This window comes from Lactiplantibacillus brownii, assembly GCF_031085375.1.
GTDB lineage: Bacteria > Bacillota > Bacilli > Lactobacillales > Lactobacillaceae > Lactiplantibacillus > Lactiplantibacillus brownii.
The window spans coordinates 57,536-73,135 of sequence record NZ_JAVCWF010000001.1 but is presented as its reverse complement, the minus strand read 5'-3'; the positions used below and the strand labels follow the sequence as shown (position 1 = coordinate 73,135).

General features: G+C 43.7%; 10 protein-coding genes and 1 pseudogene. 2 read left to right on the top strand and 9 right to left on the bottom strand.

Annotation, left to right across the window (positions count from 1 at the left end; all coding sequences use genetic code 11):
- Positions 1–98: 98 nt before the first annotated feature.
- From tagD to pepI, 7 genes and pseudogenes are all read right to left on the bottom strand, one after another.
- Positions 99–494 carry a glycerol-3-phosphate cytidylyltransferase gene (tagD, locus tag RA086_RS00275; protein WP_308701931.1) on the bottom strand — a complete coding sequence of 132 codons (396 nt, stop codon included), beginning with the start codon at positions 492–494 and terminating at the stop codon, positions 99–101.
- A 107-nt stretch (positions 495–601) separates the two neighbouring features.
- Positions 602–3,304: a CDP-glycerol glycerophosphotransferase family protein gene (locus RA086_RS00270; protein WP_308701930.1), complete on the bottom strand. Its 2,703-nt coding sequence runs from the start codon at positions 3,302–3,304 to the stop codon at positions 602–604.
- Positions 3,305–3,616: 312 nt separating this feature from the next.
- Positions 3,617–5,413, bottom strand: a complete 1,797-nt coding sequence (locus tag RA086_RS00265) for an ABC transporter ATP-binding protein (RefSeq protein WP_407659039.1) — start codon at positions 5,411–5,413, stop codon at positions 3,617–3,619.
- Positions 5,400–7,128 (bottom strand): annotated as a pseudogene (locus tag RA086_RS00260) (ABC transporter ATP-binding protein). Before RA086_RS00260 ends, RA086_RS00265 begins: the two are co-directional and overlap by 14 nt.
- Before the next feature lie 75 nt (positions 7,129–7,203).
- Positions 7,204–8,577: an IS4 family transposase gene (locus RA086_RS00255; protein WP_308701928.1), complete on the bottom strand. Its 1,374-nt coding sequence runs from the start codon at positions 8,575–8,577 to the stop codon at positions 7,204–7,206.
- Positions 8,578–8,862: 285 nt separating this feature from the next.
- Positions 8,863–9,750 carry an EamA family transporter gene (locus RA086_RS00250; protein WP_308701927.1) on the bottom strand — a complete coding sequence of 296 codons (888 nt, stop codon included), beginning with the start codon at positions 9,748–9,750 and terminating at the stop codon, positions 8,863–8,865.
- Between the two features lie 263 nt (positions 9,751–10,013).
- The gene (pepI, locus tag RA086_RS00245) at positions 10,014–10,901 is read right to left on the bottom strand and encodes a proline iminopeptidase (protein WP_308701926.1); all 888 of its coding nucleotides are present in this window, start codon (positions 10,899–10,901) and stop codon (positions 10,014–10,016) included.
- Positions 10,902–11,005: 104 nt separating this feature from the next.
- Between pepI and yaaA the strand changes: the two genes are divergently transcribed.
- On the top strand, positions 11,006–11,752 hold the full coding sequence (gene yaaA / locus RA086_RS00240) for a peroxide stress protein YaaA (protein WP_308701925.1): 747 nt from the start codon (positions 11,006–11,008) through the stop codon (positions 11,750–11,752).
- A 35-nt stretch (positions 11,753–11,787) separates the two neighbouring features.
- On the opposite strand, the gene RA086_RS00235 is transcribed toward yaaA, so the two are convergent.
- Positions 11,788–12,828, bottom strand: coding sequence for a zinc-dependent alcohol dehydrogenase family protein (locus tag RA086_RS00235; protein WP_308701924.1), 1,041 nt, complete (start codon positions 12,826–12,828; stop codon positions 11,788–11,790).
- A 155-nt stretch (positions 12,829–12,983) separates the two neighbouring features.
- Here RA086_RS00235 and RA086_RS00230 point away from each other — a divergent pair, with 155 nt between their 5' ends.
- Positions 12,984–13,439, top strand: a complete 456-nt coding sequence (locus RA086_RS00230; RefSeq protein WP_308701923.1) for an ASCH domain-containing protein — start codon at positions 12,984–12,986, stop codon at positions 13,437–13,439.
- Positions 13,440–13,636: 197 nt separating this feature from the next.
- On the opposite strand, the gene RA086_RS00225 is transcribed toward RA086_RS00230, so the two are convergent.
- On the bottom strand, positions 13,637–15,598 hold the full coding sequence (locus tag RA086_RS00225) for a TetM/TetW/TetO/TetS family tetracycline resistance ribosomal protection protein (RefSeq protein WP_308701922.1): 1,962 nt from the start codon (positions 15,596–15,598) through the stop codon (positions 13,637–13,639).
- Between the last annotated feature and the right edge of the window lie 2 nt (positions 15,599–15,600).

The following is a 15,600-nucleotide window of genomic DNA, read 5'->3' as shown; positions in this document are numbered from 1 at the left end:
AACCCCTGAATTAAATTTAGCTAACTTTTCATAAAATAAATGTTGGCTACAACCGCTTGGATTGTAGCCAACACTAACATACCTGGGATTAGCGTTAACTACATCTTCAGGTCTTTTTTAATCTTCGTCGTTGAAATTTCTGGCGTCCGTGGGAGATAAACAACCTCGGCATCGGTTTGCTCACCGACAAAGTCAAACTGACCTTTCCAGTCATCACCCATCACAAATGTATCGATTTGGTACAATTTAATATCACGAACTTTTTGATCCCAAGCTTCCTCAGGAATGACCAGATCAACGTAACGAATCGCTTCTAAAAGCGCCTTACGCTTTTCGTACGGAAAGTATGCTTTCTTTTGTTTGCTATCCCAATTAAATTCATCGGTAGACAAGGCCACAACTAAGTAATCCCCGAGAGCCTTGGCCCGTCTTAATAATTCAATGTGTCCATAGTGTAAAAGATCAAATGTCCCATACGTGATTACACGTTTCATGTGTATATCCTCCTCGTATACCAGTACTGGATCCGCGGTATTCATTAATAGAGCCCATTATAGCACGTCATTACGGGGTTTTCCAAAAATGCCCGATTCGCCCCTGCTTACTTAAATATCTGTTCAAATTGTGCGACTGACGAATCGTTATGAATCGCGAAGTTAAACGGTTTGCGTTCAAAACCATGTTGCATATAAGCTAGCCAAGTTTTAGTAATCGCGGCGTCATCATTTTCAGCAATCATGGCATTTCCAGGTTCAAGCATTGCCACCGTTTCTGGTAAATTAACCGTGATCACATCCATGTCCAAGGCTAGTGCCTCGAAGACAACCAAACCTAGCCCCTCAAAGCGTGACGTAAAGACAAAAGCATCCGCCATCTTCATCAATGAATAAGGATTATCCATACTGCCAAGCAAGTAAATGCTCCCTGAGCAGCCAGAATCACGAATCCATTGAATCGTCTCTCGGCGTAAATCACCATGTGGCGCCACAATGACCAACCGTGTATTCGGATATTGTTTATGCACCTCAACAAAGCTATTAATTAAGCGATCGTGGCCTTTTTGTTCAGCCATTCGACCCACATTAATAAACACTTTGATTTGCTTATTCAATAAATCATCCAGCAAACGTAGCTTAGAGACCCCATACATCGCATATAAATCATTAGTCGAAAAATCAATCGGTGCTTTTAGCTGAACATAATTAGCCATCTTAGTATTAATAGCCGCTTGTATTGCGGGCAAGGCCTGTTCAACGTGTTTGAATTGATGCCGTTGTGCGTACCGCGTTAGTAAGACTTTGCCAACAAAATCATTAGCCGCTGGCATAGCAAAGTTGACGTGATTGCCACCCAGACTGTTAATAACGGCTTCTTCGGCACGCGAATTATTGCTATAAGTCACTGGTCCTTCGATGATGGCAGTTAAACCACTTTCTTCAGCCGCTTGCTGGACCGTTTCCGAACCAAGAAAATTATCTACGATCGTGATCTTATTAGCCGTGTCTGGAAAACCAGCCACAAAGTCTTGCCGTAGCTCTTCACTGACTAAGACAACTTTATCCGCATACTTGTAAGCACGAGCCGTCATCTTCCAATTAAGTCCCTTACCACGTAATTTGCGTTCTTCAAACATGTCAGTATGCACAAAAATCGCGGTTTTAACACGTTCAGAGCGAAGACTGGCAATCATTTCAGAGTAACCACGCTCAAATCCCGTGTAATGAATCAAATAGTCAGGGTCGAGGCCACCCAAGATACGACGATATTCACGACGATAAACCTTTTCAGTCGCCGTACTGAACGGCGCCAGTTTAAAGTGTTCACTACGAATATATCGGCGCACCGCAAAGCGTTCAAAGGTATCCCCAAGCACCCCACCGGGAACCGGATAGAAGGTTACACCCTTAGGTAAGTTAAATAGAACGTGCGTGAATTTAACATTAACGCTACTCTTCTGGAAAAATACCACATAGTTGCGCGCGTCAACATCCACATTATTTAAAGTATTGAGTAATGCCGTCGTAATCCCATTATTCCATAATGGCCCTGAATAGATGGCCACAGTTTCTTTGCCATTGTAAGGACAAAGTGCTGAAATGTTTGACGTGGTCACCGCCTCACCATTCCCATAGTGCGTAAATAAATAGGCCACTAATTCCTTAGTCCCGGTTTCACTATCAGCGCCAACATAACGGTTAGCAAAATCATCTGAGTAGTCAATTGCCTTATGGTGTGAACTAACCCAGTCACACAATGCCTGTACATTGTGGGCTTGTGTAAACGGATAATCATCAATGTCTTCATAACAACCACGTGAGGCATAATAATTTTTCTTATCGTAGACGTAAAGTGCCACTGGTTTACGGGTATTCATATAGTCATACATAATAGAAGAATAATCCGTGATCAGCGCATCCGTACCAGCTAAAAACATGTAGCTTTCAACATCCGTTGGAAAGGCCACAATATGTTGATATTGACTAAAATCCAACTTGGCTAATTTAGCTTGGAACGGATGTAATTTTACGAAGAGAACTTGGTCGTCAGCTAAAGCCGTATCTAACGCAGTCAACAATTTAACCACACTAGAAACGTCGCTATTGACATTCACCACGTCGCCACGCCAAGTAGGCATGTAAACGAGCGCTTCTTTATTTTCAAGTTGATACTGTTTACGAATCGACGTCCAAGCCGCTTGATCGCCTAAAATACTATTTCGAGGACTAGGACTGACTAGCACATCGCCACGCATCACACGGTCCAAATTGAATGATTGAATCATTTTATCGCGCGTGTAATCATTACTAACCACTAACGCATCCGCCGCATAGAAATTTTTTTGCACATTTCCCATACCAGCAACGTCACCATCGTCTTTACCCAAGCATTTCAGTGGTGTCCCATGCCAAATATTAAAATATTTTTGAAAATCTTGTTTAATGAAAAAATCATAGAATGACGTATCATTAAAAAGATATTCAGCACATGCCAACAGTTCACCATATTGGTTACTCAAATATGGCACTAATTGAACACCCTCAATATTCTCGCGTTGAAGGATCGCTTTTACTTCAGTTAGCTTTTCGGGATTGACTGCCACATAGACCTTCATCTCCGCATAACTAGCCCGTATTTCCTTAACGACATAGAACATGTGGCCATAAAAGCCATCGCCATGAGTTGACTCAACCAGAACCGTATTTTGATACTTTCGATGTTTCTTATAATACTTCAAGTACGTATATTTGTACTGTTCCAACCGTCGTTGCGTCATAACTCGGGTGACACGTTCAATTAAACTCATTTATGTTCCACCCCTAAATAGTTTCATATTTTTCCAATTTAGACCTTACGATTATAAAAGACTAAATACCAGTTAACTATACCATTTTTTAAAATATTGACCATCTTCAACAATAATTTTAATCCTTGGTACCACCCAAAATACCCACTAACAGTACTAGCATGAGTCAGTTTAGCGACAAAACCAGTCACAAATTAGGTCCAACGATATTATCGCAGCAACGGCAAACTCACTTTCCTCAGACAATCTTTAGCATTGCGACTAACGTCTTTCATAAAAAAGATTAAAATTTCATTTTAAAGTCAATAACCCTCAGTTAGTTGCCGACTGATCAAATTGACTATTATATAAGGCCGCATAAAACCCTTGCTTGGCTAGTAAGCTCTTGTGGTTACCACGCTCAATGATGCGACCATGATTGATGACCAAAATTTGATCTGCCGCTTGAATCGTGGACAAGCGATGTGCAATCACAAAACTAGTTTTATGCCGCATCAACGCCGTCATGGCGGTCTGAACATCCGCTTCTGTATTACTATCAATCGACGCCGTGGCTTCATCCAAGACCAATACGGGCGCTCCAGTAATAAAAGCGCGCGCAATGCTTAGTAATTGGCACTGTCCCTGAGACAAACTGTGGGCATTTTCACTTAAAATCGTCTCATAGCCATCTGGTAATTGCTTGATAAAGGTCTCGGCATTAGCTTGCTTCGCGGCCAATTCGACGTCTTGATCGCTAGCGGTTGGTCGGCCTAAACGAATATTTTCACGAATGGTCATCGTGAACAAGAATGATTCCTGTTCAACCACGGTCACCAACCGTCTTAAATCATGCCGTTTAATGGTCGTGACATCACGGCCATCCAACAAAACCCGACCTTTTTGCAAAGGATACAAATTCGTTAACAGATTCATAATCGTTGTTTTACCAGCGCCAGTTGGCCCAACCAAAGCCACGACTTCACCCTGCTTAGCCACTAAATTAATATCAGTCAAAATCGGGCGCTGATCATAAGCAAATGACACCTGTTCAAATGCCACTTGTCCCGCAGTTGTTTTAACCGCTACGGCGCGCTTGTTATCGGTCTCAGTTGGCTCATCGATCAAGTCAAAAACCCGTTCAGCACTTGCTAAAGACAATTGAAGCGTATTGATCAAATCCAGCACATTATTAATTGGCCCCGTAAAGTTTCGTAAATAGATCAAGAAGGTAAAAATAACCCCAACCGTAATTGAGCCTCGACCACTCAGAATTGAAGTTGCGCCAGCTGCAGTGATCAACACGTAGGCTAAATTATTCGTCATATTGTTAAATGGGCCAATAATTGAAGATAACGCCTGCGCACGAAATGCCGCTTTCGTATAGAGACGATTAGTTTGTTTAAAGGCAGCCATCGTCGTCGTTGTGTGGTCAAACAATTGCACTAATTGCTTCCCTGAAACAGATTCTTCAATCTGGGTATTCAAGCTTCCAAGGGCGGTTTGCTGGGTCATAAAGGCTTTCTGCGTTAATTTTGCCACGCCCTTGGAAAAACCATAAGTTGCCAACGTGCTCAACAGTGTGATCCCGGTCAATAATGGCGACAGTATCAACATGGCTAAACCCATCCCAATCACACTAATAATCCCTGTAAATAGTTGCACAAAAGTCTGCATCAAAGCCGTATTAATATTATCTACATCGTTAGTCAACCGGCTCATCACATCACCGTTATCATGTGTATCAAAATAACGCATTGGTAAGCGTTGCAGATTAGCAAACACGTCGTGCCGAATGCGGGCACTGGTTGCTTGAGCAACTTTAATGATGATTGAATTTTGAAAATACATCAAAATGCTCGCAATCAAATACATGACTACCATGGCCGCACAAACCATTAAAAGCGCCTGCAATTTATGCTTACTGACATAACGATCAATCACGATACCGTTAATTCGGTTTCCAACAATCGTCACAACGGTCGTTACCACGGTTAATAAGAAAACAATCAATAAGCTGATCTTATGACTAGCCAAATAGGCCCAAACACGCGCAATCGTTTGACGCCAATCGCCTAGTTGAACTTTTTCTCGATGTAACTGACGCGGACCTCGTCTATGCATGTCCATATCGACCACCGCCTAACTGAGTTTTAACTAATTGTCGGTAAAATTCGGATCGTTTCAACAACTCAGCATGTGTCCCAACTGCACTGACCTTACCAGCCGTCAAAACCATGATCTGATCACAAGCCATCACGTTTGTCACGCGCTGTGAAATAATGATCGTCGTTCGTTTTGACCGTGCCTGCATGAGGTGCGCTTTAATCTCAGCATTCGTTGTTTGATCAACGGCACTCGTTGCATCGTCCATGATCAAAATATCGGAATCTGGCACTATTGCCCGGGAAATATTTAGCCGTTGCCGTTGACCACCTGAAAAGTTTTTACCAGCCTGTTCGACCGGTGCATCATAAGTTGCGGGTAACTGGTCAATAAAGTCGGCGGCCACCGCAGTCTTGGCAGCCTGTGCCAAAACTGTTGTCGGCGCTTTAGGCGCACCATAGGCCAAATTACTACGGACAGTTCCTGAAAAAAGTAAAGAATCTTGCAGTGCGACCGCAATCTTGGTATGTACAGCCTTCAATGACATCGTTTTAATATCGACGCCGCCTAGCGTGATCTTGCCAGTATATTGATCAAAGCGCCGTGTTAATAAATTAATCAATGAACTTTTACCAGCACCAGTCGCCCCAATAATTCCCAGCCATTGCCCATCGGGAACTTCAAAGCTCACCTGATCAAGAATGGGTTCACTTTGATGATAGCCAAAGGTCACTTTATCAAACTTAATCGTATTATCGTTAGGCGCAGCTGTCGCGGTCATCGTAGTTGTCGGTGCCGCGACTTCTTCAGCTAAAACGGCTTGAACCCGGGCAGCACTCGTAATGGCTCGTGAAAAGGCTGTAAATATTAACCGTTTGAATCATTGCCGAAGTAATCTGGATCATATAATTCACGAACGCCATGATTTGGCCATCACTAATCGTCTGGCTAATGGCTAAACTACCACCATACCCTAATGCCACAACCACGCCTAAATTTAACATCAGTTGAATCACTGGTGATAGGATCACGGTTGCCATAACCGCGTCCTGACTAGTTTGTTGTAAATTGGCATTCTCACGTTTGAATTGGTGTAACTGATGGGGCTCTAAAACATAGGCTTTGATTGTTTTAGCACCTTGTAGGTTTTCCCGCATAATGCGGTTAACAGTGTCGACTGCTTGTTGCATTTTGGTATATAACGGAATACTGCGCCGAACAACAATCAATAAAAAAATGATTAGCAAAGGCATAATAATCAGTAAGATTGGTGCCAAATCTGGACAAACCAGTATCGACATCACAATCCCACCCAGTAGCAACATCGGCGAACGAACCATCCCGCGCGTGAGCATCATCACTAAATTTTGCATTTGGGTCACATCATTCGTGAGCCGCGTGATTAAGGTTGCCGGCTCAAGCCCACCTGGCTGCCGATCTTCTAGTGCGACTACCAATAAGTGATTGCGAAGTGCTTCGCCCATTTTCAATGATGCAAAGCTACCAAACGTCCCCGCACTAGCGCCAAAAGCAACCCCTAGCAAAGCAAACATGACCATTAACAAGGCCTGTCGAATCACAAAGTTAAAATCACCTTTTGCGAGGCCGTTGTCAATAATTTTGGCCATTAGCGTCGGTTGTTGTAAATCGCAAAAAACTTCGCCTAGCATAATTAACGGCGCTAAAAAGAAACACCAGCGGGTCTTACCATGGATATGTTGCATCACAATATGAAACAAACCGACCACTCCTATCTAAAGGTTGAAAGACGAAAATGTAGACTAACCCCTTGGTATCACTGGGTTGGTTTGGGATTAATTAATCACTTTGGCATTGCCCAGCAGTCGAATCAGGCTGATGGGCAATGTTTGCATAAAATGTTCAAAAATGGAATTTAATACAGTATTACACAGGGCCATACGTTGACCTACTGCGGTCAACGTGGCCATTAGCCAATCCAATGCTTGGGCAATACGAATGTCTGGTAAAGGCTCACCCATGATGAAAAACAAGTCGCCAATCGTTCTCTCATCATGATTTTCACGTTGTTGCAAAGCCAACAAATCATAGGCGATGGCAGTGATAGCAAGATGTCCACATAGGCCGTCATAGTTTTGAATTTGGGTTTGATCAAATTGTAAATATTGTTTGGCAATTTTGAAGTAGCCTTCAATTTGCCAGCGGCGGGCATAAAGTTTAATAATTTGTTCCGGTCTCAAATCAGTTTTGGTTGTTCCGAGAACTAAATACTGATTCTTTTTGTTTCGGTTGACAACGTAAACAAGCTTAAGCGCCATTTTTGTCCCGTCTTTCAACTGTGCGGTGACAATCGGACTATACAAGTAATCAGTATGTTGTGACCGTTTTTCACTTTTAAACCGTTCAAAGAGCAATTTAACATTAGTTTCCCGTTTTCGATAGCGGAAAGCGACTTTACTAGTTTTCTTTAACATGCCAATACCATCACAACCAAGGGCTTTTACCGCAGCAAAAGCCTTAGGTGAGGAAAACCAACTATCAAATAGAACATAGTGCGCTTTGATGCCATTATTAAGAGCTTGTTTCAATAGTTCAATTGCGACAATATTCATTGGCCGTTTGGCTTGAAGTCGTCGTTGACCAACTAATGTTCGTTTGTCCGTTGTTTGAGCCGCGCGGCCCAAACAATTATTAGGTTTTCTAGATGACATCAGAGCATAATTCACCGGCAAAAAAGTATTCCCATCACTCCAACCCAAAGTTAGTGCCCGAAATCCTTTCAGGTACTTTCCATGATCATGATCAAAAATCCGCGCCAATAATTCAGTTTTCTTAGAAAAATCACGTTGAAATAAAGAATCATCAATAATGAATACCTGGCGGCGCCGAGCATCCATCAGTGGCATCAGCCAATGTATTAGACGTTGTGCGGTTAGGGTGGTCAGGCGCTGCCAATTGGTTTTAGCGTTATTGATTAGATTCCGTACCGTCTTGGTGGTGAAAGCCGGATCTTGAGGTGCCCGATAAAGTGAAAAGCGTTGAAAAATGGCCATTAGTAGCCATTCTAATAAAGATTGGAAGCGAATCCCTTTATGTTTTTGGAAGTTAACAAGCCGTAGTAGTTGTGGCAAACGAAGTAATTTTGTAAATCCATGGATTGAATGAACTAGTTGGTCTAAATCAGAATCAGATTGATGTATAATATTCATGCACGAACACTCCTCGTAAATTGTTTTTTAGTCGACTCAATTATACGAGCTAGGAGTAGTTCGTGTTTATTTTTTGACTCAAAAAGCCCGCCAAGGCGGGCTTAATAACAAGAATTTATGTTTCAACCTTTAGCTCCTATCTAAAAAAAGCGTCACGGATAGCTTAAACCTAGTCAGGACTAAGGATCCGTAGCGCTTGTTAAATTCTTTAATTTTGTACTTCTATCATAAGTCAGGATTTTGTTCGTTGCAAACGATTAAAAAGCGACTAATAAGTTGCAACACTCATGACTTTGTCGTCGCTCGACCACCAGCTAAATTGCTGAGCATCACTGCGACAATAATAATTATGACACCAAAGATTTGCTGAAAATCAACTTTTTCGTTTAATAAAATGAACGCAGTGATGATTGAAGCGGGTAATTCTAAAGAAGACAACACCGGCCCCACTCCCAAAGCCAACTTAGGCATAAATAACGAATAGCAGGCTAGCGGAAGTATCATTGAAAAACAGGCAGTGAGCAAGCCCCATTTAACTGCCGCCAAAGTCATTGGGACAGTCACTAATTGTGGTCCCCAACTGATGACGATCATCAAAAATGCCCCCACACAAAGTAGCCACGTTTTGCTTAGTGGTGTGAGCTGATTGCCTAAACTAGCCGTAAACTGCAACGTACAGGCGTATGCCACTGCGGCCAAAAAACCTAGGCACAAGCCCCAGAGTGACAACGACTGTGTCATCGGCAATAATCCCGCTGCTAAAATGGTCCCCGCCAAAACCAGCCCAATACTGATCACTTGTAAACGTGTCGGCCGCCGATGCTGGATCAGCGCGCCTAACAAAACGGATAGCCATACCGATTGCATCAACATTACCGCAGCTGCGGCGACCGGAATAAACTTCAAAGCATTAATATAAAAAGTATTTGTAAAACCAGAAGCGGTGCCAGCCAGTAACACGGCCAAAATTTGCCGTCGAGTCACTGGTTGCTGTCGAAGCCGTCGTCCATGCCCTAATTGTACTAAGGTTAAAATAATTGCAGATCCCAAAAACGACCAAAAAAGTAACGGCCCGTTAGCCACGCCGGCACGACCAGCCAACTTAAATAGTGAAGCTGGAATGCCATAACTAATGGCTCCCAGAGCCACAAAAAATGGCGCAACTTTTTTCAAACGTGTCCACCTGCTTTCTAAAAAATAATCGGAAATTCAAAACTTTCAATTGACGCGACTATGCCACCATGCGATAATACTCACGGTGCCAAACCATGATGGGGGTACGCGATCGGCGCGCAAGCGTTCAGAAGGTCGCCGCACCTCATCAAGAAGACCGTCTGACGTAACTGCGTCGGCCGGTCTTTTTTATAGCCACTTTTCAAAATTAGGTTGCCACTCATTAACTTACGCAGATAAAGTTTGTTAGCCTCATCTCAACCTTATTCGTCTTGTTGTGCCAGCCATGTCGTTAGCCGTTTAAAATACGCTACTGGCTCATCTATAAAAGCCATGTGACGGCTATGCGCAAATAAAGTCCAGTGACCATTTGGTAGTTGATCGACCATTGTTTTCGCGATCAATGGCGTACATAGATCGTCCACCCCGCTGGTCACCAACGTTGGTGTAACCATATCGGCCATCTTTTCCGTATAGTTATAGTGACGCAAGGTTCCTGTTGGGCAATATTCATTGGGGCCCCAAGCGGTCGTGTAAGCCGTGGTGCCTGTTTTCTTAGGTCGACGTAAGAATTCAGGTGAAACCGAAGTGACTGGTCCCGCGGCATGTAACAACATAAAATGGTCATTGGCCGCTAAATAATCTGGGGTCGTAAAATTCCCTGTTGTTTCAGCTTGCGCAATGGCGGCTTGTTCCGCTGGTGTCATCAGTTTAATCAAGCGATGTTGTTCTTGTGCCCATAACTGTGCGGATGACAACGTGCTCGCCAAAATCAAGCTCTGAATCCCCTGGGGGTGCGCTTCACACAGATAAATAATGGCCAACATGCCGCCCCAAGATTGCCCTAATAAATGGATTCGTGACAAGCCTAAATACTCCCGCAACGCTTTTAATTCCGCGACCCAGGTTGATGCTTGCCATAAGTTTGAATCCGTTGGCATGCTTGATAAACCACAACCTAACTGGTCATACATCACCACTGGGCGCCCAGTTTGAGTGGTGAGCTGATCAAAACTTTCAAAATAATTATGGGTTGACCCTGGACCACCATGTAGCAATAATAACGGCGTTTGGTCACTCGTTAAGTCGCCAACAATCCGGTAATAAGTCTGATAGCCTCGAAACGGCATGTATCCAGTTTTAATTTGCATTCTATCAATCCTCCTCAACCACTCGTCTAAAAACTACCTTATAACAATTACGCCAGATATGCTAAGCTAAATTTAATTATTTCAGCCGAAAGAAGTTGTGTCTAATGAAAATTATTATCGCTCCCGCTAAAAAAATGGTCGTTGATACGGATACCTTTAATTACCACGCACTCCCACAATACCTCAGCCAGACCAAGCAGCTCCTTGCCCAACTTCGACAACTTTCCTATGCTGAAGCTAAAAGTCTTTGGCATTGTAGTGATAAATTGGCCCAGGCCAACTACAGTTGGTTGCAAGAACTCAACTTGACCCGCCAACTTACACCCGCAATTTTGAGTTACAGTGGCATTCAATATCAATACATGGCTCCCGATTTATTTACGGACGCCGGGTTAAAATACGTTCAAAATAATTTACGGATTCTTTCAGGCTTTTACGGTATTTTACGCCCATTTGATGGTGTCGTCCCCTACCGCTTAGAGATGCAAGCTAAACTTAAAGTAAATTCAAGCACTAACTTGTACGACTTCTGGGGATCGCAACTTTATCAAGCCTTAACACCACAACCGGAACCTATCATCAACTTAGCCTCACAGGAGTATGCCAAAAGTATTCGGCCTTATTTAAAGCCTAATCAGCCTTTTATCACAATTGTTTTTGGTAGCTGGGTCAATGGTCAGTTTAAAACTAAAGCGACCTTAGCTAAAATGGCTCGTGGAGAAATGGTCCGCTTTTTAGCTGAAAATCAGATTACTGAATTAGCAGACATTCAAAAGTTTGATCATCCACACTATCGCTTTGATGCTGAACGTTCGACACCCACAGAATTTATTTTTAGCCACATTGACTAAATCAAAAAAGCCGGCCTGAGCCAGCTCTTTTTGATTTAGTCGTTGATAATCAGTAATGACTTAATGGCTTGTCGTTGATCCATTGCTGCATAGGCAGCTTGAATGTCGGCTAACTTGAAACGTTGGGTAAAGACTTTACCAGGATGAATCTTTCCAGATAAAACTGCCGCCAACAAAACATTGCGGTCATCGGTCGTTACCGAGGCAATGCCGCCTCTTAAACCGATATTTTGCCAGAATAGGTTATTGGTATTCATTTCAGCTTTTTGTGGCACCCCGACGCGACCAACCACAGCGCCAGGACGACCGACTTTTACCGCCGTATCAACAGATAATTCCGTGCCCACACATTCCAATACGGCATCTGCACCAGCACCAGCAGTCAATTCACGGACTTTTTCAATCGCCGCATCACCACGTTCTGCAACGATATCGGTTGCCCCAAATTCTTTTGCCAAGGCTTGGCGATCCGTATGCCGACTCATCGCAATAATCCGAGTTGCCCCTAATAACTTGGCCGCAATCACGCCGCAAAGTCCCACAGCACCGTCACCCATCACAACAACCGTATCGCCGGCTTTAACCTCGGCACTAGTGGCCGCATGATAACCAGTTGCCATGACATCCGCAAGGGTTAATAAATCATTCAATTGGGCATCGGTATAATCAGCTGGTTGGCCTGGAATTTTAACCAAGGCCCAATCAGCTTGCTTGAAGCGGAGATATTCTCCCTGATAGCCGACGATTTCGTCATCCGTTTTGGTCAAACAGTCCCCATCAAAGCCAGCTAAACAAGCGGCACAATGCCCACACCCATGTGTAAACGGGGCAATCACAAAATCACCTGGCTTCACAGCCGTTACGGCCGAACCAACTGATTCAACGATGCCAATGGCTTCATGACCAACTGGACTATTGGCTTGACGCTTTGAAATACCACGGTACCACCAAAGATCAGAACCACAGACACAGGCTCGAACAATTTTTAAAACGGCATCCGTCGGTTCTTTAAGTTGTGGCTTAGGTAAGTCTTGGACGACCAGTTTTCCAGGTTCAACAAATACTGCTGCTTTCATCAATACCATCTCCAAATTTAAGTTTCATAAAAGGTAACAAGGTTAGTCTACCCCTTGAAGTGGACTTTAAGGCAAGTTTAAGCACACATTTAGGTTTGTTCCACGTGAAACATTTTAGGGTATACTTAGTGTCAAACATGATAGGAGGCCCAACAATGACGCCAGCAGATTTTTTTGAACAGGCAAAAGCTACACTCGATTTAGCACCTACGACCCCATTACAAAGTGCCTATCAATTTGGCGTTGACGCTGATGACTTAGCCAACCTCGTCTTAACTGGTATTAAGACAGCAACAACTAGCGCCTATGATCTTTACGAATCCGATGAACCATTACCACAAGTTGGCGCTTACGACGTCATTCTCAACGCCAAAGATGACCCGATTTGTGTGACCAAGACCGATACCGTGACAATCAAACCCTATACCGCAGTTGATGCAGCCCATGCCTTTCACGAAGGTGAAGGTGACCGTAGTTATTCTTATTGGCGTCAGGTTCACGATACTTTTTTCACGCAAGAATACGCGTCAGTCGGTCAAAATTTCGATCCGGCCACCGCAAAAATGGTTCTAGAACAGTTTCACGTGGTCTATCCAATCTCAAAAAAATGAGAGTGGGACAAAAAGCGGTTTGCTACCGAGCATAGCCTAGAAAGTCGAATGATTGGCATTTTCAATCGTTTGACTTTCGTAGCTCGGTTGCATCAAAGCCTTTTGTGCCACGTTTCGGCTATAAATATTAGGAATATCAAAATGAGCCTGAAATTTTCAGGCTCATTTTTTTATTGAGGCTATCAGGGCACTACTTTTTAATTTTCTAGTGCTTTCAGTTGTGTCGCATTATAAACATAAGGGACGTGTGCCATAGTTGGAACTTGATCCCACGGCACAGGGTAACCAGCACCATGTGCACAAAAAACAGAATCTGGTGTATTTTCCAAATCACCCACTGGATCATAATCCTGATCAGCTAAAACAGCTTTTTGATCATGGCAAGGACGATACCCATCAATCAAACACGTTAACTGACCCTGACCATGCGTATACGCCCGCACAACTTGTGGGTAAGCTTGCATTTCGGAAACAGGTGCCGTACCAGTTAACGTTGTCCGGCCATTCTGATCAGTTACTGGTGTCTCAAATTGGCCATGCATCCGTTGAATATCCGTCATCGCACGACCAATCTGTGACTCGCCGACGGTTAATTGGAATCGATACCAAGGCTCCAACAATTGGCAGCCACCGGTTTGTTTGAGCATCATTAGGCCTTGTCGTAAGGCTCGCCAAGTGGCCTCGCGAAAATCACCGCCGACTGAATGCACGTTACTGGAACGACCACTGACCAAAGTTACTTTAACATCGGTCAACGGTGACCCAGTTAAGACGCCCAGTTGCGTTTTGGCTTGTAGATTTGACAACACTTGATGTTGCCAGTTGCGGCCTAAAACTTCTAATGAACAGTCGGCTGCAAACGTCAAGCCACTACCCCGTGGTGCTGGTTGCAACAATAAATGCACCTCAGAATAGTGTCGCAACGGTTCAAAATGACCAACACCTTCAACTGCTTGGGTAATAGTCTCTTGATATAGAATACTACCTTCAACAAAGTTAACGACTAATTGAAAACGATCCTTTAAAATCTGCTGGAGCACTTCCAATTGAATCGTCCCCATAAATTGTACGCGTAATTCTTGTAGCTGACTAGACCAAGTCACTCGTAATTGTGGATCTTCATCCTCTAACTGGTGCATTGCGGTCAAACATGCATGCAAATCGTTGCCGTTAGGATCGAGCCGGTACGTTAAAACCGGTTGCATCATTGGCCGCAGCGCATCACTAACATTGCCTAGCCCTTGTCCCGGATATGTCCCAGTTAATCCCGGAATCGCACAGACTTCGCCCGCCTGAATCCTCGGTCTGATTTCAAATTTAACCCCATTGTAAACCCGGATCTGATTGAGTTTTTGCTCACCTAAAATGACCGCTTTATTCGCTAACTCACCACCAGTTAGGCGTAACCAAGTTAACCGCTCGCCCGTTTCATCATAGGAAATTTTAAAAACACGCGCCCCAAATTCCGTTGGATAAGTGGGGGCAACCGTCCAACGATCTAAGCCCGCGATTAAGTGATCTACACCGTCAGCTTTTAAAGCTGACCCAAAATAACATGGAAAGACTGCGCGATTTTTAATCAATTGCTGAACCGCTGTATCAGGCAACTTACCGTTCGTCAAAAAATCATCCAATAGCTCATCATTTTGAAGCGCCATAGCCTCATAAGTCTCGTTTGTGAGTTCGTCTCCCGCAAAGGCTAAACATTGATCAGAAAGTGCCGTTTGCAATTGTGTTAAGACCTGTTTTTGATTAGTCCCAACCACATCCATTTTGTTCACAAAAATGAACACCGGTACCTGATAACGTTTAAGTAAGCGCCAAAGTGTCCGCGTATAGCCCTGAATACCATCCGTTGCTGAAACGACCAAGATGGCATAATCTAGCACACTTAGCACTTGCTCAGTCTGGCTAGCAAAATCCACATGTCCCGGTGTGTCAAGAAGCGTCATCGTCAGAGTAGGCGTTTTAAATCTAGCTTGGTGTGAAAAAATCGTGATACCGCGCTGTTTCTCTAAATCATCGGGATCAAGGAATGCATCACCATTATCGACACGCCCCAGCTGCCGCAACCCACCCGTTCGATAAAGTAGCGCCTCCGAAAGGGTCGTTTTTCCAGCATCAACATGCGCAATGACCCCAGCAACCAGCTTTTTCATTA

Coding starts and splice junctions, on each gene's coding strand:
- tagD (WP_308701931.1), bottom strand. CDS start 494: ATGAAACGTGTAATCACGTATGGGACATTTGATCTTTTACACTATGGA.
- RA086_RS00270 (WP_308701930.1), bottom strand. CDS start 3,304: ATGAGTTTAATTGAACGTGTCACCCGAGTTATGACGCAACGACGGTTG.
- pepI (WP_308701926.1), bottom strand. CDS start 10,901: ATGCAAATTAAAACTGGATACATGCCGTTTCGAGGCTATCAGACTTAT.
- RA086_RS00255 (WP_308701928.1), bottom strand. CDS start 8,577: ATGAATATTATACATCAATCTGATTCTGATTTAGACCAACTAGTTCAT.
- RA086_RS00235 (WP_308701924.1), bottom strand. CDS start 12,828: ATGAAAGCAGCAGTATTTGTTGAACCTGGAAAACTGGTCGTCCAAGAC.
- RA086_RS00230 (WP_308701923.1), top strand. CDS start 12,984: ATGACGCCAGCAGATTTTTTTGAACAGGCAAAAGCTACACTCGATTTA.
- RA086_RS00265 (WP_407659039.1), bottom strand. CDS start 5,413: ATGGACATGCATAGACGAGGTCCGCGTCAGTTACATCGAGAAAAAGTT.
- yaaA (WP_308701925.1), top strand. CDS start 11,006: ATGAAAATTATTATCGCTCCCGCTAAAAAAATGGTCGTTGATACGGAT.
- RA086_RS00225 (WP_308701922.1), bottom strand. CDS start 15,598: ATGAAAAAGCTGGTTGCTGGGGTCATTGCGCATGTTGATGCTGGAAAA.